Origin of the sequence: Micromonospora sp. KLBMP9576 (genome assembly GCF_050941805.1) — a bacterium.
In the GTDB taxonomy this organism is placed as follows: domain Bacteria; phylum Actinomycetota; class Actinomycetes; order Mycobacteriales; family Micromonosporaceae; genus Micromonospora.
In genome coordinates, this window is the sequence record NZ_CP194567.1 from 1,499,147 (window position 1) to 1,519,841 (window position 20,695).

Genomic DNA, 20,695 nt, shown 5'->3' on the forward strand with positions numbered 1-20,695 from the left:
ACCTTGGCAATAAGCGCGGTGGTCGGCTCGGCACGGGTGCCGTGCTGCTCGTCGCCGCGGTGTCGTCGCTGGTCATCGCCCCGGTCGGGTGCTGAGGCTGGGCGACTCAGGCTCGTGAGGAGAGGGCAACTGCCTCATCGAGCAGGGCGTCCAGCTCGTCGTCCGTCAGGTTCTCTTCGGTGAGAACTTTCTGCACCGTGGCCGCCTGGATACGACCGATCATCTCCTGACCGATCGAGTAGTCGACTGACGGGTTGATGATCGACATGATGAGCGTCTCGGCAGCCTCGGCGTCGATCTCCGGCCCGCCATCGGCGAGCCCGGCCCGGAGATCGCCGACGAACGTGATGACCTCGGAGCGCCCAGCGGTCTCGCCGAAACGGCGGTCGACGGCAAGGAAGAAGACCGCTGCGAGGAAACGTGGGAGACCGTCCCATCCCTCGGCGTCAAGCCTCGTCTCGACCGCGTCGTTGGCGGCGTGATCGCCCCGCACCATCGTGCGGATGTACTCCGGCAGCTCAGGCTTGATCATGATCGTCCCGCTTCCTCGCTCGTCGAGCCCTGCCATGCTTCCACATTGCCTTCGCGGTCACCGCCAACGCACCGGCTGCCATCACTACGGCGGTCACCGGGTTGTCAACTTGCGGCCGTTCCTGAGCCGGCGAAGGGTGCTGGCTCGTCGTGCCGCTCGTGGCACCGCTCTGTTGCTGTTTGAAGAACTTGAACACCTCTCTGGCGTTGGTTTCGGCGTTCTTCAAGCTGTCCTCGGTGTTGTCTGCACTTCTGACCTGCTTGCGCCAGGCGTCGTCGGCGCGGCGCCCACGCCTTTCGGCCTCGGTCACCAGGCGGTCTCCCGACGGGGAGGCATCGTGCCCAGCCGGCCCGGAGGGGGCGGCACCGGGAGCGATGGTGTTGACGTACCCGGTGAGGTGCCGGGCCGCCTCGGCCAGGAGGCGGGCGTAGCGGCCGGCTTTGTCGCGGGCCACCTCAGCGTCCGCGACGGCGGCGCGTAACCGCCCGTCACTGCTGCCCCGCTGGGCCTCGGTCAGGTGCGCCAGCGCCTGTTCCGCATCCGTCCGGGCGCGCAGCGCTGTGACAGCGGCGGCATCGAGCTTTCCGCGTACGGCGAGGAGCTGTGCGACCAACTCGCCGATGCTGCCGGTCATCCGAGCCGGGTGAGGTAGTCGTTCGCGTGTTCGACGGTGGCGTCAAAGCGGCGGCGAGTCGGTCGGACCTCTGCCCTGGCGGAGTCGAGCGCCTGACGGACGGCGGTCACCTCCTCGTGCTGGCTGCCGTGCAGGACGGCGTTCGCCGTTGCGGTGGCCGCGTCGGCCTCTGTGGCCGCCTGGTCCAACATCCGCCGTCCCTGGCGGGCGGCTTCGATGGCGGCGCGGAGAGCCGCCTTGACCTCGCCGACACTCATTGTGGTGGTTGCTCAGCCGAGGGCGCCGATGTAGCGATGAGCCGCCTCCGCACTGCCCCGCACGAGGGTCATGGCTTCGGCCGTGCGCTGTTTGCTCTGCTCGCCCCGGGCGATGGCTTCGGCGATCCTGGGATGCCCGGTTCCTGAGGCGATGGCGCGCAGGCGGGCCAGCATCTGTTCGGTGTTCTCGGCGGCGGCCCGGATCTGGTTGATCGTCACGTTGCCCTGCTCGGCGGCCTGCGTCAGCGCCGCCCTGACTTCCTCGATGCTGGCCATCCGCCCTCCACCTGGCATCGCGCAAAGGAGTTCACATCTGCGTGGTTGGACGGACACTATAGGAGACGGGCGTGGCCCGCAGTCCCGCGATGGGCGGACGGCACTTCCCCGAAACACCATGCACCGGCACGACGACGACGGCGTACGCCTCCTCGCCGAAGCCCCCGACCCACGCGGCGTGCGGTGAACGCATGCCGACCCCCACCGCACCGATCTCGATGGGAAAGTGCCACTGAAAGGGCCGTTTCCTGCCAAGATCTGCCGCCGAGCCCCGGCGGCCGGCGGGCACACCGGCTACTTCGAGCCCGGCGGCCGGCGGGCACACCGGCCCGCCGGGCTCGGCGGCTACTCCGGTACGCGGCGGTACGCGCCGTCGCTGGCCGAGGTCGCCATCGAGGCGTACGCGCGCAGCGCCGCCGACACCGGCCGTTGCCGGTCGAGCGGGGTGTACGGCTTGTCGCGCTTCTCCTGGGCGATGCGGCGGGCCTCCAGCACGTCGGGGGCCACGTTCAGCTCGATCGACCGGGCGGGGATGTCGATGACGATCTCGTCGCCGGGCTCGACGAGGGCGATCAGCCCGCCGGAGGCCGCCTCGGGGGAGGCGTGGCCGATGGAGAGGCCGGAGGTGCCGCCGGAGAAGCGGCCGTCGGTGATCAGCGCGCAGGATCTGCCCAGCCCCCGGCCCTTGAGGAAGGAGGTGGGGTAGAGCATCTCCTGCATTCCGGGGCCACCCTTCGGCCCCTCGTAGCGGATCACCACCACGTCGCCGGCGACGATCCGTTTGTTGAGGATCGCCTCGACGGCGTCGTCCTGGGACTCGTAGACCTTGGCCGGGCCGCGGAAGGTCAGGCATTCCTCGGGCACCCCGGCGGTCTTCACGACGCAGCCCTGCGGGGCCAGGTTGCCGTGCAGGATGGCCAGCCCGCCGTCCGCGCTGTGGGCGTGGGCGAGGTCCCGCACGCAGCCGTCGGCGGCGTCGGTGTCCAGCGAGGACCAGCGGTTGGTGGTGGAGAACGGCTCGGTGGTGCGCACCCCGCCGGGGGCGGCGTGGAACAACTCGAGCGCCTCGGGCGTCGCCGATCCGCCCCGGACGTCCCAGTCGGCCAGCCAGCGCTCCAGGCTGGGGGAGTGCACCGCGTGCACGTCCCGGTGGAGCAGGCCGGCCCGGTCCAGTTCGCCGAGGATGGCCGGGATGCCGCCGGCCCGGTGCACGTCCTCCATGTGGTATTTCGGGGAGTTCGGGGCGACCTTGGCCAGGCAGGGCACCCGGCGGGAGATGGCGTCGATGTCGGCGACGTCGAAGTCCATCTCGGCCTCGCGGGCGGCGGCGAGCAGGTGCAGGATCGTGTTTGTCGAGCCGCCCATCGCCACGTCCAGGGCGACCGCGTTGTCGAACGCGGCCCGGCTGGCGACGGCGCGTGGCAGCACGGAGGCGTCGTCACCGTCGTACCACCGCTTGGCGATCTCCACGACGGTGCGGCCGGCCTCGACGAAGAGCGACCGGCGCGCGGCGTGGGTGGCCAGCGTCGAGCCGTTGCCGGGCAGGGCCAGGCCGATCGCCTCGGCGAGGCAGTTCATCGAGTTGGCGGTGAACATGCCGGAGCAGGAGCCGCAGGTCGGGCAGGCCGAGCGCTCGATCTCGCCGAGCTGGTCGTCGGTGACGGCCTCGTTGGATGAGGCGATCATGGCGTCGATGAGGTCGATCTTCGAGTGCACGACGCCCTCGATCGCCACCGTCTTGCCGGCCTCCATCGGGCCGCCGGAGACGAAGACTGTCGGGATGTTGAGCCGCAGGGCGGCCAGCAGCATGCCCGGGGTGATCTTGTCGCAGTTGGAGATGCAGACCAGGGCGTCGGCGCAGTGCGCGTTGACCATGTACTCCACCGCGTCGGCGATCAGCTCCCGGCTGGGCAGGGAGTAGAGCATGCCGCCGTGGCCCATGGCGATGCCGTCGTCCACGGCGATCGTGTTGAACTCGCGGCCCACCCCGCCGGCCTCCGCCACCGCCTCGGCGACCAGGCCGCCCATGTCCTTGAGGTGCACGTGACCGGGCACGAACTGGGTGAAGCTGTTGGCGATGGCGACGATCGGCTTGCCGAAGTCGTCGTCGGTCATCCCGGTGGCCCGCCACAGGGCCCGGGCACCGGCCATCATCCGACCGTGGGTGGAGGTCTTCGACCGCAGCTCAGGCATGCCCACAAGTGTGACACCGGCGCGGGAGCGGCGAGCGGCCGTGCGCGCCGTGTCCCAAAGGATGCACACCCCGCCCCCCACGCGGGGGGCGCATCCGGCAGAGTTGGGGGGTGCGGTTCCCTCCGGTCATGGTCGCGACCGCCGTGCTGTGCGGGTTGATGGCCGTCGCGGCCACCACGCTGTCGGCCGTCGTCGCCCGGCGCCGCGCCGGGCGACACCGCCGGGCCTACGCGCTCGTCGCCGCCGCGTCGGGGGTCGCGCTGGTCACCCTGCTGCTCGGGCTGGCCGTGGCGCTGGCCTCCACCGGGCACGGGGGGCACGTGCCGCGGCGGCACACCGGCTGGGCCGGCGTCGTCTCGATCGGCACGGCGGTCGGTGGGCTGCTCTTCTCCGCCGGGTTGCTCCGGCTGCCCGGCGTGGCCGCCACGAAGGCGGCCACCGCCCGGCTCGCGCTCGACGCTCTGGTGCTGGCGGCGGCGTTCTGGTTCGTCGGCTGGGTGCTCTTCTCCGAGCCGACCCGGCTGCTCGGCGACGCCACCCCGATGTCCTGCGTGCCGATCCTGCTCGCCACGGTAAGTGCCGCGCTGACCGCCGGGGTCGCCCTGGTCGTGGCGCTGCGTGCCCCGCCTCCGCGGCACCGGGTCGCCCTGCTCGGCGCCGGGGCCACCGCCGTCACCTGCGGCGGGCTGGGCGTCGCCGCGGGCGTCTGCCAGGCCGGGCCGGGCGTGGCGCTGAGCGGGGCGGTGGCGCTCACCGGCGGCCTGGTCGCCGCCGCGCTGGCCGCCCGGCAGCGGGACGTGCCGGCCCGGGCGGCCCCCGACCTGATCCGCCGTGACAGCGCCCACGCGTTCGTGCCGATGTTCGCCATGGCCGCCTCGGCGATGTACCACCTCCTCCAGGACGGCCACTTCGACGCGCTCGGCATCGTCGCCGGCAGCGTGGAGGGCTTCGCCCTGGTGACCCGGCAATACCTCACGCTGCGCGACCTGCGTGGCTACGCCCAACGTCTGGCCGAGCGCGAGGCGCACTTCCGCGAGCTGGCGCACACCGACCAGTTGACCGGGCTGGCCAACCGGCGGGGGCTGTCGCAGGCGCTGCACCGCTGCGCCGGGGCCGGCGCCCCCTGCGTGCTGCTCGGTCTCGACATGGACGGTTTCAAGCACGTCAACGACATGCGCGGGCACGACGTCGGCGACGCGGTGCTGGCCGAGGTGGGCGAGCGGCTGCGCGCCAACCTGCGCCCCGGTGACGTGGCGGCCCGGCTCGGCGGCGACGAGTTCGCGGTGCTGATGCACGGCCGGCCGGCCGAGGCGGACCGGGTCGCCGAACGCCTGCTCGGCGTGCTCGGACGCGCCTACGACCAGCCGGAGGGGCCGGTCTTCCTGTCGGTGAGCATCGGGGTGGCGGGCTGGGCCGGCGAGCCCGACGTGGAGCTGCTGCTGCGCCACGCCGACCTGGCGCTGCGCTACGCCAAGCAGCGCGGCAAGAACCGGATCGAGCGCTACGACGCCGCGTACGACAAGCTGCTGCGCCGGCGCAGCACCCTGGAGCACGAACTGCGCGGCGCGATCGAGCGCGACGAGTTGCGCCTGGTGTTCCAGCCGGTGGCCTCGCTGCCGTCGGTGCGCCCGGTCGGGGCGGAGGCGTTGCTGCGCTGGCGTCATCCGGTGCTGGGCAACGTCGGCCCGGACGAGTTCATCCCGCTGGCGGAGGAGTGCGGGATGATCGCCAAGCTGGGCGCCTGGGTGCTGCACCAGGCCTGCCAACAGCTCTCCCGTTGGCTGGCCGACGGCCACGACGTCTGGGTCTCGGTCAACGTGTCGCCCCGGGAGCTGCACGCCCCGGAGTACGTGGTGCAGGTGGCCGAGGCGCTGCGCGCCCACCGGGTGCCGCCGCAGCGGCTGGTGCTGGAGGTCACCGAGCACGCCGTGGCGACGGACCTGGACGAGCTGATCCGGCGGCTGACGGCGCTGCGGCGCACGGGCGTGCGGATCGCGTTGGACGACTTCGGCGCCGGCTACTCCTCGCTCGGGCAGCTACGTCGCCTGCCGATCGACATCCTCAAGATCGACCACGGGCTGGTCGCGGAGCACGAGCCCGTGCGGCCGGTGGACGGCCCGCCGTTCGCGCCGATGGTCGACATCGTCATGCGGCTCGGCCACCAGCTCGGCCTGGAGGTCATCGCCGAGGGGGTGACCACGCCGACCGAACTGGCGGCCGTGGTCGCCGCCGGCTGCCGGTTCGGCCAGGGCGCGCTCTTCGGCTGGGGCGTGCCGGCCGAGCACCTGGAGGCGATGTTGGAGGCGGCCACGTCGTCCGGGGCCCGCCGGGTCCCGGCACCCGCACTGCCCGCGCGGATGGCACCGCCGCAGCGGCTGCCGACGCTGCCCGCCACACGCCCGTCCGGGCAGGTGGAACCGGTTTTCCCGGCCCCCCGGACGGGTGAATTTCGATGATCCGTTAACCAACATGTGGGATCAGTTGACTCATCGCGTGAGATGCGTCAGGCTTGGCCGCATGTCGTCGTACCGGTCGCTGCGAGTACTTATCTGAGCGCACTCTCCCTGTCGAGAGTGCGCTGGCCCCGTGCAACCTGCACGAGGGCTTTTTTGTTGGCCGTCGGACCCATCGACGCCGGGCACCGCCGCCCGCGTCGCACCCGCTCGAAACAGCCTGAACCACTCCAGCCGAAGGCTTTGAACCGCCATGACGAGACCCACGCCAGAGACCCTCGCCCACTCCGCCCGGCGGGCCCGCACGACCGCCGAGCCCGCGAACGACGCCGCTCACGCCGCGACCACCCCGGCCGTCCCGGGGGTACGCACACCCGCCCCGGCCCAGGTCAGCGGCGCCGGCTCGCTCGTGCGGTCCCTCGAGGCACTCGGTGTCGACGTCGTCTTCGGCATCCCCGGCGGCGCGATCCTGCCGGCGTACGACCCGCTCTACGACTCGACGGTCCGGCACATCCTGGTCCGCCACGAGCAGGGCGCCGGGCACGCGGCCACGGGTTACGCCCAGGCGACCGGCCGGGTGGGGGTCTGCATGGCCACCTCCGGTCCCGGCGCGACCAACCTGGTCACCCCGATCGCCGACGCGTACATGGACTCGGTGCCGATCGTGGCCATCACCGGGCAGGTCGCGCGGCCCGCGATCGGCACTGACGCCTTCCAGGAGGCGGACATCCAGGGCATCACCCTGCCGATCACCAAGCACAACTTCCTGGTTCAGGAGGCCGAGGAGATCCCCCGGGTGCTGGCCGAGGCGTTCCACCTGGCGGCCACCGGCCGGCCGGGGCCGGTCCTGGTGGACATCCCCAAGGACATCCTCCAGGCGTCCACCACCTTCACCTGGCCGCCGGTGCTGGACCTGCCCGGCTACCGGCCGACCCTGCACCCGCACGGCAAGCAGATCCGCGAGGCGGCCCGGCTGATGGCCGGCGCCCGGCGCCCGGTGCTCTACGTCGGCGGCGGGGTGCTGAAGGCCGGCGCCACCGAGGGGCTGCGCCGGCTGGCGGAGCTGAGCGGGATCCCCGTGGTGACCACGCTGATGGCGCTCGGCGCGTTTCCCGACTCGCATCCGCAGCACCTGGGCATGCCCGGGATGCACGGCACGGTCTCCGCGGTCTACGGCCTGCAGAAGTCCGACCTGATCGTGGCCCTGGGAGCGCGCTTCGACGATCGGGTCACCGGCAAGCTGGACTCGTTCGCCCCGGACGCCGCGGTGGTGCACGCCGACATCGACCCGGCGGAGATCGGCAAGAACCGGCACGCGGACGTGCCGATCGTCGGCGACGCCCGGCACGTGATCGACGAGTTGATCGCGGCGGTGACCAGCGAGCAGGCGGCCGGCCGGCGCGCCGACCTGACCGACTGGTGGGCGCAGCTCGACGACCTGCGCAAGCGCTACCCGCTGGGCTACGACGAGCCGTCCGACGGCACCCTCTCCCCGCAGTACGTGATCAAGCGGCTCGGCGAGCTCGTCGGCCCGGACGCGATCTACGTCGCCGGTGTCGGCCAGCACCAGATGTGGGCCTCGCAGTTCGTCTCCTACGAGAAGCCGTACACCTGGTTGAACTCCGGCGGTCTCGGCACGATGGGCTACGCGGTGCCGGCGGCGATGGGCGCGAAGGTCGGCAAGCCGGACACGGTGGTGTGGGCGGTGGACGGCGACGGCTGTTTCCAGATGACCAACCAGGAGCTGGCCACCTGCGCGCTGGAGGGCATCCCGGTCAAGATCGCCGTGATCAACAACGGCAACCTCGGCATGGTCCGGCAGTGGCAGACCCTCTTCTACGGGGAGCGCTACTCCAACACCGACCTCGGCACCCACAAGCACCGCATCCCGGACTTCGTGAAGCTCGCGGAGGCGCTGGGCTGCGTGGGGCTGCGCTGCGAGAACGCCGAGGACGTCGAGCGGACCATCAAGGCCGCGATGGCCATCGACGACGCCCCGGTGGTCATCGACTTCGTCGTCGGCAAGGACGCCATGGTGTGGCCGATGGTCGCCGCCGGCACCAGCAACGACGAGATCATGTTCGCCCGGGGCGTCCGCCCCGCCTTCGACGAGGACGACCTGTAATGACCATGCACACCCTGTCCGTGCTCGTGGAGAACAAGCCCGGTGTCCTGGCCCGGGTCTCCGGCCTGTTCTCCCGGCGCGGCTTCAACATCGACAGCCTCGCCGTCGGGGAGACCGAGAACCCGGACGTCTCCCGGATCACGATCGTGGTCAACGCCGACTCGTCCCCGCTGGAGCAGGTCACCAAGCAGCTCAACAAGCTGGTCAACGTACTCAAGATCGTCGAGCTGGATCCGCACGTCTCGGTCGCCCGGGAGCTGCTCCTGGTCAAGGTGCGCGCGGACCGCGCGGCCCGCGCCCAGGTGCTGGAGACGGTCGGCCTGTTCCGGGCCCGGGTGGTCGACGTGGCACCCGACACGCTGACCATCGAGGCCACCGGCACCCCGGACAAGCTCGACGCGTTGCTGCGCGACCTCGAAGCCTTCGGGATCAAGGAGATGGTCCAGTCCGGGCTGGTGGCGATCGGGCGCGGCTCGCGTTCCATCGCGGCCGGACCGGCGCTCCGGGTCGCCTGACCCACCACCGACCGGGCCGGCCCGCGCCGGCCGTGACCGCCCGACCGGGCCGGCGCCACGCGCCGCCGGGGAACCGACACCGCACAGATCCACGACGGGCCGTCCGGGCCGCCGTACGAAAGGGAAAACCATGAGCGTTGAGGTGTACTACGACGACGACGCCGACCTGGGCCTGATCCAGGGTCGGAAGGTCGCGGTCATCGGCTACGGCAGCCAGGGGCACGCCCACGCGCTGTCGCTGCGCGACTCCGGCGTCGACGTGGTGATCGGTCTGCCGGCAGGCTCCAAGAGCCGCGCGAAGGCCGAGGAGCAGGGCCTGCGCGTGCTCACGCCGGCCGAGGCGTCGGCCGAGGCGGACGTCATCATGGTCCTCGCGCCGGACACCGCCCAGCGCAGCATCTACGCCGAGTCGATCGCCCCGAACCTGACCGCGGGCAAGGCGCTCTTCTTCGGCCACGGCTTCAACATCCGCTACGGCCTGATCAAGCCGCCGGCCGACGTCGACGTGGCGATGGTCGCACCGAAGGGCCCGGGCCACCTGGTCCGCCGCCAGTACGCCGACGGCAAGGGCGTGCCCTGCCTGGTCGCCGTCGAGCAGGACGCCAGCGGGGGCGCTCTGGCCCTGGCCCTTTCCTACGCCAAGGGCATCGGCGGCACCCGGGCCGGGGTCATCCGGACCACCTTCACCGAGGAGACCGAGACCGACCTCTTCGGCGAGCAGGCGGTGCTCTGCGGCGGCGCGGCGGCGCTCGTGCAGACCGGTTTCGAGGTGCTCACCGAGGCGGGCTACGCCCCCGAGGTGGCCTACTTCGAGTGCCTGCACGAGCTGAAGCTGATCGTCGACCTCATGTACGAGGGCGGCATCGCGAAGATGCGCTACAGCATCTCCGACACGGCCGAGTACGGTGACCTCTCCCGTGGTCCGCGCGTCATCGACGCCCGGGTCAAGGAGGAGATGCGCAAGATCCTCGGCGAGATCCAGTCCGGCGAGTTCGCCCGGGAGTGGGTGGCCGAGGACGAGGCCGGCCGCCCCAACTTCAGCAAGTGGCAGGCCGAGGGCGCGGCGCACCCGATCGAGGAGACCGGCGCCAAGCTGCGCGGGATGATGAGCTGGGTCGACCGCCCGATCACCGAGACCGCCTGACGCACACCACCGGCCCGGACCGGGCGCCCTGTCCGGCGCCCGGTCCGGGCCGCCCGCTTTCCACAGTCACGCGTTGTGAGGGCACTCACCCCGCGACCCGGAACATGCCGACCGGCCGGGCCCCTACGATCGCGGGGTAGGTGTGTAGCCGGCACCTGACGGCCATGGCCCGGATCAGCGCGGGGCGCAGCGCGGCGTCCCGTAGCCCCGGTCCACCGCTCTGACGACAACTACGAGGACCAATGACTCCTGTCGTACTGATCGCCGAAGAACTCGCCCCCGCCGCCATCGAGGTGCTCGCCCACGACTTCGACGTCCGCCACGTCGACGGCACCGACCGTCCGGCCCTGCTCTCGGCGCTCTCCGAGGCCGACGCCGTGATCGTGCGCAGCGCCACCCAGATCGACGCCGAGGCCATCGCCGCCGCGCCCCGGCTGAAGGTCGTCGCCCGGGCGGGCGTGGGCCTGGACAACGTCGAGGTGCCGGCCGCCACCGCGCGGGGCGTCATGGTCGTCAACGCCCCCACCTCGAACATCGTTTCCGCCGCCGAGCAGGCCCTCGCGCTGCTGCTGGCCGTGGCCCGCAACACCGCCAGCGCCAGCGCCGCGCTGAAGGCGGGGGAGTGGAAGCGGTCGAAGTACACGGGCGTCGAGATCCAGGGCAAGACCGTCGGCGTCGTCGGCCTCGGCCGCATCGGCGTGCTCTTCGCCCAGCGGATCGCCGCCTTCGGCACCCGGCTGATCGCCTACGACCCCTACATCCAGCCGGCCCGCGCCGCCCAGCTCGGCGTCCGCCTGGTGGGCCTGGAGGAGCTGCTGCGGGAGAGCGACTTCATCTCGATCCACCTGCCCAAGACCCCCGAGACCGTCGGCCTGATCGGTGAGAAGGAACTGGCCGTCGTCAAGCCCGGCGTCCGGATCATCAACGCCGCCCGGGGCGGGCTGGTCGACGAGCAGGCCCTGGCCGACGCGATCGCCGAGGGCCGGGTCGCCGGCGCCGGCGTGGACGTCTACGCCAAGGAGCCCTGCACCTCCTCGCCGCTGTTCGCCCTCGACAGCGTGGTGGCCACCCCGCACCTGGGCGCCTCCACCGGCGAGGCGCAGGACAAGGCGGGCCTGGCCGTCGCCCGGAGCGTGAAGCTGGCGTTGCAGGGCGAGTTCGTGCCGGACGCCGTGAACGTGCAGGCCGGCGGCGTGGTCGCCGAGGACGTGCGGCCGTTGCTGCCGCTGGCCGAGAAGCTCGGCCGGGCCTTCACGGCCGTCGCCGGCGGGGTCGCCGCCAACGTCACCGTCGAGGTGCGCGGCGAGATCGTCAACCACGACGTGGCGGTGCTGAAGCTCGCCGCCACCAAGGGTCTGTTCAGCTCCGTGGTCGAGGAGCAGGTCACCTACGTCAACGCCCCGCACCTCGCCGCCGAGCGCGGCGTCGAGGTCACGTTGGTCGCCGAGACCGACACGCTCGAGCACCCCAACCTGGTCACCGTCCGCGGCGCGCTGCCCGACGGCCGCACGGTCAGCGTCTCCGGCACCGTCACGACCGCCGGCGCCCGCGACGTGATCAAGCTGACCGAGGTCGACGGCTTCGACGTGGAGATCGGCGCGGAGGGCATCCTGGTCTTCCTGCGCTACGCCGACCGCCCGGGCGTCGTCGGCACGGTCGGCACGCTGCTCGGCGAGGCGGGTGTCAACATCGCCGCGATGCAGGTGGCCCGGCGCGAGGCCGGCGGCGAGACCCTGATGACGCTCACCGTCGACCAGGCGCTCGGCGCGGACCTGCTCACCTCGGCGGCGGACTCGATCGGCGCGGTCGCGGCCAGCGCGGCGGACCTGCGCGACGAGTGACCTGAGCGCACGACAGCGGGGGCCCGGCGGATGCGCCGGGCCCTCCGTCGTACGCGGGGGCGGGTCAGCCGGGCCGGCGGGCCGGCGGCGGGTAGACCGAGCCGTCCTGCGCGTCGAAGAGCATCAGGTCGTACGCGCCGGCCAGCCGTTCGATGTCGAGCAGCACCTGGTCCTCGCAGGCCGGGTCGAGGTTCAGCTCGACGTGGTCGTGCGCGGCGTGCAGCGGCGCCACCGCCCACGGGGTGCCCGGGTCGGTCCTGCGGTCCGGGTAGCTGCGGGTGATGGCCCGGTAGAACGCCACCACCCGCGGGTCGGGGTGGCAGTCCAGGTGCTGCCCCTGCCGGCACCGCCGCACCGCCGCCCGCACGTCCTCGGGTGTCGCCCCGTCCGCCAGGGCCCACACGCTCAGGTCGAAACTCACGGCGGACAGCGTGCCATCCGCGTCTCACCGCGTCGAAATCGCCCCGCCGCGGATCCCCGCACGCTCCTGTTGCCACGGTCCGCAGTGGAGCCCCTTGCGTTGAGTTGCGTCGATTCGATAGCGTACCGGTGCGGTCACCGGCCCGGTTCGCGGCGTGGACCCGTCTTCGGGTGGCGAGGCCGACGTCCGGCCGACCGGCCCGCACCCCTCGATTGCGCGAGCCACGCGCACTCGTCGCTGACCGGCCCTCACGGTCGTTGCCGAGACCGTGGGGGCCGATCGCGCGTCCGGGCGGCTCAGCGCCCGATCGCGCGTCCCGGGCTCGGCGGCCGATGGCGCGTCGGGGTTCAGCGGCGGTGGGCGAAGAGCACGCGGTAGTCCGACCCGTCGCGGAACCAGGTCAGCCCGGCCGGGCCGGCGGCGTAGAGGGCGGTGGCGTAGGCGTCGGCGACGGCGAGGTCCGGCCCGACGACCGTCGCGGCCACCAGGTGCTCGGCCGGTTCCCCGGTGTGCGGGTCCACCACGTGGCCGCGCCGACCGCTGACTCCCGAGGTGCCGACCGCGCCGGCGGTCATCTCCAGCACCAGTGGCGTCTGGTGCCGATCGGTCGGGTGGTGCACGGCGACCCGCCACGGGCCGCCGTGCGCGGCGTGGCCGCGGACGACCAGGTCGGCGCCGGTGAGCACGGCGTAGTCGTGGACGCCGGCGGCCCGCAACCGGGCGGCGGCCCGCTCCACGGCCCATCCGCCGAGCAGCCCGCCGGGGTCGAAGCCGCCGGGCACGGCCCAGGCGTCGAACCAGCCGTCCGTGGCGGCCCGCATCGCCGCGCAGCGGTCCACGAGGTCGGCCAGCGGCGCGTACGAGTCGGGGCTGATCTCGTCCCGGCGCAGCCGGGAGACCAGGCTGTCGGGTCGGGTCGGGCCGTAGGTGAGGTCGATGGCCCGAAGTTCCGCCACGGCGTCGCGCAACGCGTCGCCGACGCCACGCCGGCCCAGCCACTCGGGGGCGTTGAGCAGCAGCGTGTATTCGGCGGTCGCGGTCCGCACGGTGTGCCGCACGGAGATGCGGTCGCGGTCGAGGGCGCCGGGCCGGTCCACCCGGTGGCTGTGGAGGCCGAGGCGCAGGTCCGGCCGGCGCTGGTGGAACGCCGACTGGTCCACCCAGCGGGTGCGTGGCTGCTGGTCGATACGCATGACGCTGCTCCCTCGGTGACGCCGGCCGCGGCTCCCGCGGCTTCCGTCACGGGCCCCCGTTGACCCGCTTGCCACCACGCTAGGCAGCGGAGATGACCCGTACATGGATGCCACCTGGGAGGATCCTGTGCATCCGATTTTCCCGCATCGTGGAAGGGTCGTACCGGGCAACGGGACGGCGGCGTACGGTCGGACCAAACGGCGAGGCGAGGAGCACAGTGACGTGGCACGGATCGCGGTGGTGGCCGGGGACGGGATCGGACCCGAGGTGGTCGCGCAGGCCCGCAAGGTCATCGACGCCGTGCTTCCGGGCGTGGACGCCACCGAGTACGACCTCGGCGCCGCCCGCTGGCACCGCACCGGCGAGGTGCTGCCCGACTCCGTGCTGACCGAGCTGGCCGGGCACGACGCGATCCTGCTGGGCGCCGTCGGCGACCCGGGCGTCCCGCCGGGCGTGCTGGAGCGGGGCCTGCTGCTCAAGCTGCGCTTCGCCTTCGACCAGTACGTCAACATGCGCCCCTCGCGGCTCTGGCCCGGCGTGGGCGGCCCACTGGCCAGCGTCAAGCCCGGCGAGGTCGACCTGGTGGTGGTCCGCGAGGGCACCGAGGGGCTCTACGCCGGTGCCGGCGGCGTGCTGCACCGGGGCACCCCGGCCGAGGTCGCCACCGAGGAGAGCCTGAACACGCGGTACGGCGTGGAGCGGGTGATCCGCGACGCCTTCGCGCGCGCCTCGCGCCGCGAGCGGCGCAAGGTCACCCTCGTGCACAAGACCAACGTGCTCACCCACGCCGGCTCGCTGTGGGCGCGCGCGTTCGAGACCGTCGCCGCCGAGCACCCCGACGTGACCACGGAATACCAGCACGTCGACGCCGCCGCGATGTTCCTGGTCACCCAGCCCCAGCGCTACGACGTGGTGGTCACCGACAACCTGTTCGGCGACATCCTCACCGACATCGCCGCTGCGGTCACCGGCGGGATCGGGCTGGCCGCCAGCGGCAGCATCAACCCCGAGGGGGCGTTTCCCTCGATGTTCGAGCCGGTACACGGCTCGGCACCGGACATCGCCGGTCGGGGCGTGGCCGACCCGGTCGCGGCCGTACTCTCGGCGGCCCTGCTGCTCGACCAGCTCGGGCACGCCGAGGCCGCCGGCCGGGTCACCGCCGCCGTCGGCGCGGAGCTGGCCGGGCGGGCGCCGGGCGCGCAGCTGCGCACGGGGGAGGTCGGCGACCGCCTCGTCGGGTACGCCACCGCCTGAGGCCGCCGCCGCGGCTCACCGGCCCTCGCCCCGGCTCACCGGCCCTCGCCCCGGCTCACCGGCCCTCCCGCCGGCCCCCGACCCGCCGGGGGCCGGCGGGCATCAGCCCGCGTCGCGCCCCGCCCGGGTCCGGCCCCCGACGCCCGGCGGCGGGCCTGCCGGCCCACCCCTCCGGCGCTACCCCTGAACGACCGTTCGGGGTAAGTTTCTCGCACCAGAATTCTCGGCATGCGGACCCGCGTGTCGACATCCCGCAGGAAGGTCAGCGCGATGAGCGGTGGTGACAAGCTCGACTTCGAGATCCGTCCGAATCCCGCGCCGGTATCCGCCGCGGACCGGGCCGCACTGCTGGCCAACCCGGGCTTCGGTCGGGTCTTCACCGACCACATGGTCACCGTCCGCTACGCCGACGGCAAGGGCTGGTACGACGCCCGCGTCGAGGCGCGCGCGCCGATCCCGATGGACCCGGCCGCCGCCGTGCTGCACTACGCGCAGGAGATCTTCGAAGGGCTGAAGGCGTACCGGACGGCCGACGGCGGGGTCACCATGTTCCGCCCCGAGGCCAACGCCGCGCGGTTCGCCGACTCGGCCCGGCGGATGGCGATGCCGCTGCTGCCCGGCGCGGCGTTCGTCGACTCGCTCGGTGAGCTCGTGCGCATCGACCGGGACTGGATCCCGGAGGGCGAGGACGGCAGCCTCTACCTGCGGCCGTTCATGTTCGCCAGCGAGGTGTTCCTCGGGGTGCGGCCGGCCAACGAATACCTCTACGTGGTGATCGCCTCGCCGGTCGGCGCGTACTTCTCCGGCGGGGTGCGGCCGGTGACGGTCTGGGTCTCCCCGGACTACACCCGCGCCGCCCCGGGCGGCACCGGCGCGGCGAAGTGCGGCGGCAACTACGCGGCCTCGCTGGTGGCCCAGGCCGAGGCGATCGAGCACGACTGCGACCAGGTGGTCTTCCTGGACGCGGTGGAGCGCCGCTTCGTCGACGAACTCGGCGGCATGAACGTCTTCTTCGTCTACGACGACGACACGGTGGTCACCCCGCCGCTGACCGGCACGATCCTGCCCGGCATCACCCGCGAGTCGGTGCTCACCCTGGCCGCCGCCGCGGGGCACCGGGTCGAGGAGCGGCCGGTGAGCTTCGCCGACTGGCAGGCGGACGCGGCGAGCGGCCGGCTGCGCGAGGTGTTCGCCTGCGGCACGGCGGCGGTGGTCACCCCGATCGGGCAGGTGCGTTCCCCCGACGGCGAGTTCCTGATCGGCGGCGGTGAGCCCGGCCGGGTCACCACGGCCCTGCGCCAGCAGCTCGTCGACCTGCAACGGGGCGTGGCCGCGGATCCGCACGGCTGGGTCCGGCGCATCCTCTGACCCGCCGCGCCACCACCGGCCTGCCGGGGTGTGCGGGTGGCGTCGTCCGCCCGCGCCGCGCCGCCCCCGGCGGCGCGGGTCAGGTCAGCAGGTGCCCGCGCAGGGCGGCGAGCTGCGGCTCGCCGACGCCCGCGTGGCGCAGGTAGCCCTCCACCGAGCCGTGGGCCTGGCGCAGCTCGGTGAGGAAGAGCGCCATGGCCTCGGCGGGGCAGGTCAGCACCGGCAGGGTCTCGCCGGTGTGCTGGCCGGTGGCCTCGAACCAGGCGCGGTAGCGCTCGCCGGCCTCGGTGCTCAGGGCGTAGTCGGCGACGATGTCGTCGTCACCGACGCCGAGCACCGCGAGGGTGAGCGCGCAGACGATGCCCGTGCGGTCCTTGCCGGCGACGCAGTGCACGACGACGGGGGCGTTGGCGGGGTCGGCGATCAGCCCGATCGCCTCGGCGAGCCCGGCGGTGCCGGTCTCGGCGAGGTCGGCGTACCGGTCGGCCAGGTAGCGGGCCAGGTCGGTGCCGGGACGGTAGGGCCGCTCGCCCCACTCCGCGTGCTCCGGGTGGATGTGGCGCCAGGTCAGGCCGTCGAAGTGGGGGACGCGGCCGTCGCGCTCCACCTCGGCGGGGCGGCGCAGGTCGATGACCGTGCGGACGCCGAGGGCGGCGAAGGCCTCCCGGTCGGTGTCGTCGATGCGGTGCAGCGAGTCGGAGCGGTAGAGCCGCCCCGGGCGCACCACGCGACCGTCGTGGCCGGCATGGCCGCCCACGTCGCGGAAGTTGAACATCGCGGAGAAGGGGATCCGGCGACCGACCTCGATGGAGTCCACGCTGACACGGTAACGGCCTCCCGCGCCGTGCGGGAGACCGTGCCGGTGCCGGCTAGCGGGCGGTGCCGGGCGGGATGGCCGAGTAGGTCTCGCCGTAGTAGCCGCCGAGCCGGTCCCGGTAGGTGGGGTCGGTGTCGGCGGTCTCGTCGTACTCCGGGGCGGCCTTGATCTGGTCCTTGCTCCGGTCGACGTGCACCTTGCGCTCGTCGTGGTCGACGTGGTTGACGGTGCCGGCCGGGATCATGACCTTCCGTCCGAAGATCCACGGCCCGGTGTCCACCACGAGGTAGCTGTCGTTGACGTCGTGGCTGGCGCTGTCGATCCTGCCGATGCCGCCGTCGGTGGCCTCGACCTTGTAGCCGACCAGGTCGGCGTCGGCGACGCTCGCGGTGTCCCGGTAACGCCAGGGGTCGAAGGCGCCGGCCGGGGCGCCGCCGGCGAACTCGCCCTGGCCGCCACCGCGCAGCGGGTCCGGGCTGCCGTGGGTGCTGTGCGGGTCGAGCCTGTCCATCTGACAACTCCTGCCCCGACTGTCGCCAGTCGTCTCGCCGGTCCGGGTGTCTCCCGCTACCCCGAGGAGCTACCCGGGCGGTCGGCACCGGAAACGACGGTGGGCCGGGCCGCACGTGCGGCCCGGCCCACCATGGGCGTACCGGCTCAGGCGAGCGCGGCCTGGGCGTCGAGGGCGACCGCGGCGGCGTGCACGACGGCGGCGATGCGCAGCCCCTCGTGCACCTGCTCGCGGCTGAAGCCCGCGGCGCGCAGGGTCTTCTCGTGCGACTCCAGGCAGACTCCGCAGCCGGTGATCGCCGAGACGGCCAGGCACCAGAGTTCGAAGTCGGCCTTGTCCACACCCGGCTTGGCGATGATCTGCATCCGCAGCCGGGCCGGGATCGACTGGTACTGCTCGTCGCCGATCAGGTGCTTGGCCCGGTAGTAGACGTTGTTCATCGCCATGATCGCGGCGGCGCCCTTGGCCGCCTCGACCGCTTCCGGTCCGAGGTGGGTGGCCGCCTCGGCGGCGATCTCCCGCAGCACCACCGGGTTGCGCGCCGCGACGGCGCAGGCCAGGGCGGTGCCCCACGCCTGATCCGGCTTCAGCGTGCTGGTGGCGATGGTCGAGCCGAGATTGAGCTTGATGTCCTTGGCGTACTCGGGCAGTGCCGCCTTGATCGCGTCCAGACCCATCGTCAGGCCCCGGCGCCGGCGAGGAGCTTGGTGGCGTCCAGGGTCTCGCCGCCCTTGTTCCAGTTGCACGGGCACAGCTCGTCGGTCTGCAGGGCGTCGAGCACCCGCAGCACCTCGGAGACGTTGCGGCCGACCGAACCGGCGGTCACCATGACGAACTGGATCTCGTTGTCGGGGTCGACGATGAAGGTCGCGCGCTGGGCCACGCCGTCCGCGCCGAGCACGCCGCAGGCGGCGGTCAGCTCGCGCTTGATGTCGCTGAGCATCGGGAACGGGAGGTCGCGCAGGTCGGGGTGGTTCTTGCGCCACGCGTGGTGGACGAACTCGTTGTCCACCGACACGCCGAGGACCTGGGCGTCGCGGTCGGCGAACTCGCCGTTCAGCCGGCCGAACTCCGCGATCTCGGTCGGGCAGACGAAGGTGAAGTCCTTCGGCCAGAAGAAGACGACCCGCCACTTGCCCTGGTGGGACTTGTGGTCGATCGACTCGAACGCCTTGTCGACGTCCAGCGATACGCAGGCGGTGAGTTCGTACTCGGGGAAGCGGTCACCGACAGTGAGCACAGGTCCTCCTAGGCAGCGGCACGAGGCCGTTAACTTGATCTGTTCCAGATACTGCCGCAGTCGCGTTTCCGCCTGGTGGCGGCCGGGTGACTTGTGAAGTCGATCACGAGCGGCGCGGTGCGTCGCGTGGCGGCGGGCGAGGCGGTATGGCAACCCTCCGTCACCATCCCGACATGTGGATTGGTCCTCCCAAAAAACGGGTCCGGGTGGCACAGTGGCGATCGTGACCGACCACCACCCGATCATTCGCACCTAGCGCGCCGGCTCCCCTCCGCCGAGCGCGCAGACCTCCCGCATCAGCGGGGGGTCTTTTTGTTGCGCTGAGAAAGGACTCCCTGATGACGTTCCAGGTGTACGACACCACGCTGCGCGACGGCGCCCAGCGTGAGGGGCTCAGCTACTCGGTGCCCGACAAGCTCGCGGTGGCCCGGCTGCTCGACGAGCTGGGGGTCGGCTTCATCGAGGGCGGCTGGCCGGGCGCCGTGCCGAAGGACACCGAGTTCTTCCGTAGGGCACACACCGAACTGGACCTGCGCCACGCGCTGCTCGTCGCGTTCGGCGCCACCCGACGCGCCGGGCTGGCCGTCGCCGAGGACCCGCAGGTGCGCGGGCTGCTCGACGCGCGTACGCCGGCGGTCGCCCTGGTCGCCAAGGCGGACCTGCGGCACGTTGAGCGAGCGCTGCGCACCACCGGCGCCGAGAACCTGGCGATGGTCCGCGACACGGTGGCGCACCTGGTGGCCGAGGGGCGCCGGGTCTTCGTCGACGGCGAGCACTTCTTCGACGGCTACCGGGCCGACCCGGCGTACACCGCCGCCGTGGTGGAGACCGCGTTCGCCGCCGGCGCCGAACGGGTGGTGCTCTGCGACACCAACGGTGGGATGCTGCCCTCCCAGGTGAGCGCCGCCATCGCGGGGCTGACGGCGCGGTTGGGCGTCGGCCCGGAACTGCTCGGCATCCACTGCCAGAACGACACGTCCTGCGCCGTGGCCAACACCGTGGCCGCCGTGGAGGCGGGCGTGCGCCACTTCCAGGGCACCGCCAACGGCTACGGCGAGCGCCCCGGCAACGCGGACATCTTCGCCGTGATCGCCAACCTCCAGCTCAAGCTCGGGCTGCCCGTCCTGCCGGAGGGCTGCCTGGATCAGCTGGTGCGGGTGTCGCACGCCATCGCCGAGATCGCCAACATCGCCCCCGACACCCACCAGGCCTATGTCGGGGCCGCGGCCTTCGCCCACAAGGCGGGACTGCACGCGAGCGCGATCAAGGTGGATCCGCTGCTCTACAACCACGTGGACCCACAGGTGGTGGGCAACGACATGCGGATCCTGATCACCGAGATGGCCGGCCGGGCCAGCGTCGAGCTCAAGAGCCGCGAGCTCGGGCTGGACCTGGCCGGCCATCCGGAGGCGCTGTCGCGGGTCACCCGGCGGGTGAAGGAACTGGAGGCCGGCGGCTGGTCGTTCGAGGCCGCCGACGCGTCGTTCGAGCTGCTGGTCCGCGCGGAGCTGGACACCGCCCCCGCCAGGCCGTTCGCCCTGGAGTCCTACCGGGTGCTGGTCGAGCACCGGGAGGACGGCGCGGTGGTCTCCGAGGCCACCGTCAAGATCCGCGTACGCGGGGAACGCGTCATCGCCACCGCGGAGGGCAACGGCCCGGTCAACGCCCTGGACGAGGCGCTGCGGGCCGCGCTGACCCGGCACTACCCGCAGCAGCGCGACTTCGAGCTGGCCGACTACAAGGTGCGGATCCTGGCGGGCACCCACGGCACCGGCGCGGTGACCCGGGTGCTGCTGGAGACCGCCGACGGCACCGGCGGCGACTGGACGACGGTCGGGGTGCACCCCAACGTCGTCGAGGCATCCTGGCACGCCCTCGTCGACGCGCTCACCTACGGCCTCGACCGCGCCCGGGTCTGAG

Annotated in this window: 19 protein-coding genes; 8 read left to right on the top strand and 11 right to left on the bottom strand. The window is 72.7% G+C overall.

From position 1 onward, the window contains the following. Window positions 1-106: 106 nt before the first annotated feature. From ACQ452_RS06735 to ilvD, 5 genes are all read right to left on the bottom strand, one after another. Window positions 107-532, bottom strand: coding sequence for a hypothetical protein (locus ACQ452_RS06735; RefSeq protein WP_433391097.1), 426 nt, complete (start codon window positions 530-532; stop codon window positions 107-109). After that, window positions 519-1,166 (bottom strand): hypothetical protein, encoded by a 648-nt coding sequence (locus ACQ452_RS06740; protein WP_433391099.1) that lies wholly within the window; start codon window positions 1,164-1,166, stop codon window positions 519-521. Before ACQ452_RS06740 ends, ACQ452_RS06735 begins: the two co-directional genes overlap by 14 nt. Next, window positions 1,163-1,423, bottom strand: a complete 261-nt coding sequence (locus tag ACQ452_RS06745; RefSeq protein WP_433391102.1) for a hypothetical protein — start codon at window positions 1,421-1,423, stop codon at window positions 1,163-1,165. Before ACQ452_RS06745 ends, ACQ452_RS06740 begins: the two co-directional genes overlap by 4 nt. A gap of 12 nt (window positions 1,424-1,435) precedes the next feature. Beyond that, entirely contained in the window at window positions 1,436-1,699 is a 264-nt protein-coding gene (locus ACQ452_RS06750; protein ID WP_433391105.1) for a hypothetical protein, read from the bottom strand. A 345-nt stretch (window positions 1,700-2,044) separates the two neighbouring features. Further along, entirely contained in the window at window positions 2,045-3,892 is a 1,848-nt protein-coding gene (ilvD, locus tag ACQ452_RS06755; protein WP_433391107.1) for a dihydroxy-acid dehydratase, read from the bottom strand. Between the two features lie 128 nt (window positions 3,893-4,020). Here ilvD and ACQ452_RS06760 point away from each other — a divergent pair, with 128 nt between their 5' ends. The 5 genes from ACQ452_RS06760 to serA all read left to right on the top strand — a co-directional run bounded on the left by ACQ452_RS06760 (window position 4,021) and on the right by serA (window position 11,970). Further along, complete coding sequence (locus ACQ452_RS06760; RefSeq protein ID WP_433394011.1) at window positions 4,021-6,348, top strand: putative bifunctional diguanylate cyclase/phosphodiesterase; 2,328 nt, start codon at window positions 4,021-4,023, stop codon at window positions 6,346-6,348. Between the two features lie 250 nt (window positions 6,349-6,598). Next, entirely contained in the window at window positions 6,599-8,470 is a 1,872-nt protein-coding gene (locus ACQ452_RS06765) for an acetolactate synthase large subunit (RefSeq protein ID WP_433391110.1), read from the top strand. Continuing rightward, entirely contained in the window at window positions 8,470-8,985 is a 516-nt protein-coding gene (gene ilvN / locus ACQ452_RS06770; RefSeq protein ID WP_433391113.1) for an acetolactate synthase small subunit, read from the top strand. The genes ACQ452_RS06765 and ilvN overlap by 1 nt, the downstream gene beginning before the upstream one ends. A gap of 130 nt (window positions 8,986-9,115) precedes the next feature. Further along, window positions 9,116-10,129 carry a ketol-acid reductoisomerase gene (gene ilvC / locus ACQ452_RS06775; protein WP_433391116.1) on the top strand — a complete coding sequence of 338 codons (1,014 nt, stop codon included), beginning with the start codon at window positions 9,116-9,118 and terminating at the stop codon, window positions 10,127-10,129. 242 nt (window positions 10,130-10,371) lie between these two features. Beyond that, window positions 10,372-11,970, top strand: a complete 1,599-nt coding sequence (gene serA, locus ACQ452_RS06780) for a phosphoglycerate dehydrogenase (RefSeq protein ID WP_433391119.1) — start codon at window positions 10,372-10,374, stop codon at window positions 11,968-11,970. Between the two features lie 64 nt (window positions 11,971-12,034). On the opposite strand, the gene ACQ452_RS06785 is transcribed toward serA, so the two are convergent. Both ACQ452_RS06785 and ACQ452_RS06790 read right to left on the bottom strand, forming a co-directional pair. Beyond that, complete coding sequence (locus ACQ452_RS06785) at window positions 12,035-12,391, bottom strand: hypothetical protein (protein WP_433391122.1); 357 nt, start codon at window positions 12,389-12,391, stop codon at window positions 12,035-12,037. 347 nt (window positions 12,392-12,738) lie between these two features. After that, complete coding sequence (locus ACQ452_RS06790) at window positions 12,739-13,584, bottom strand: FAD:protein FMN transferase (RefSeq protein ID WP_433391125.1); 846 nt, start codon at window positions 13,582-13,584, stop codon at window positions 12,739-12,741. 223 nt (window positions 13,585-13,807) lie between these two features. On the opposite strand from ACQ452_RS06790, the gene ACQ452_RS06795 reads away from it, so the two are divergent. Together ACQ452_RS06795 and ACQ452_RS06800 are read left to right on the top strand one after the other, a co-directional pair. Next, window positions 13,808-14,839, top strand: a complete 1,032-nt coding sequence (locus tag ACQ452_RS06795) for a 3-isopropylmalate dehydrogenase (protein WP_433391127.1) — start codon at window positions 13,808-13,810, stop codon at window positions 14,837-14,839. Window positions 14,840-15,109: 270 nt separating this feature from the next. After that, the gene (locus tag ACQ452_RS06800; RefSeq protein WP_433394012.1) at window positions 15,110-16,207 is read left to right on the top strand and encodes a branched-chain amino acid aminotransferase; all 1,098 of its coding nucleotides are present in this window, start codon (window positions 15,110-15,112) and stop codon (window positions 16,205-16,207) included. 79 nt (window positions 16,208-16,286) lie between these two features. Here the strand turns inward: ACQ452_RS06800 and ACQ452_RS06805 are convergent, their stop codons facing one another. The 4 genes from ACQ452_RS06805 to ACQ452_RS06820 form a co-directional block, all read right to left on the bottom strand. Next, on the bottom strand, window positions 16,287-16,982 hold the full coding sequence (locus ACQ452_RS06805; protein WP_433394013.1) for a tyrosine-protein phosphatase: 696 nt from the start codon (window positions 16,980-16,982) through the stop codon (window positions 16,287-16,289). A 94-nt stretch (window positions 16,983-17,076) separates the two neighbouring features. Then, window positions 17,077-17,535, bottom strand: a complete 459-nt coding sequence (locus ACQ452_RS06810; RefSeq protein WP_433391129.1) for a PRC-barrel domain-containing protein — start codon at window positions 17,533-17,535, stop codon at window positions 17,077-17,079. A 146-nt stretch (window positions 17,536-17,681) separates the two neighbouring features. After that, a complete protein-coding gene (locus ACQ452_RS06815; protein ID WP_433391132.1) occupies window positions 17,682-18,212 on the bottom strand; it encodes a carboxymuconolactone decarboxylase family protein in 531 nt (176 codons plus the stop codon). 2 nt (window positions 18,213-18,214) lie between these two features. Then, complete coding sequence (locus tag ACQ452_RS06820; protein ID WP_433391135.1) at window positions 18,215-18,775, bottom strand: peroxiredoxin; 561 nt, start codon at window positions 18,773-18,775, stop codon at window positions 18,215-18,217. 338 nt (window positions 18,776-19,113) lie between these two features. Here ACQ452_RS06820 and cimA point away from each other — a divergent pair, with 338 nt between their 5' ends. Next, entirely contained in the window at window positions 19,114-20,694 is a 1,581-nt protein-coding gene (cimA, locus tag ACQ452_RS06825) for a citramalate synthase (protein ID WP_433391138.1), read from the top strand. The last annotated feature ends 1 nt before the right edge of the window (window position 20,695 follow it).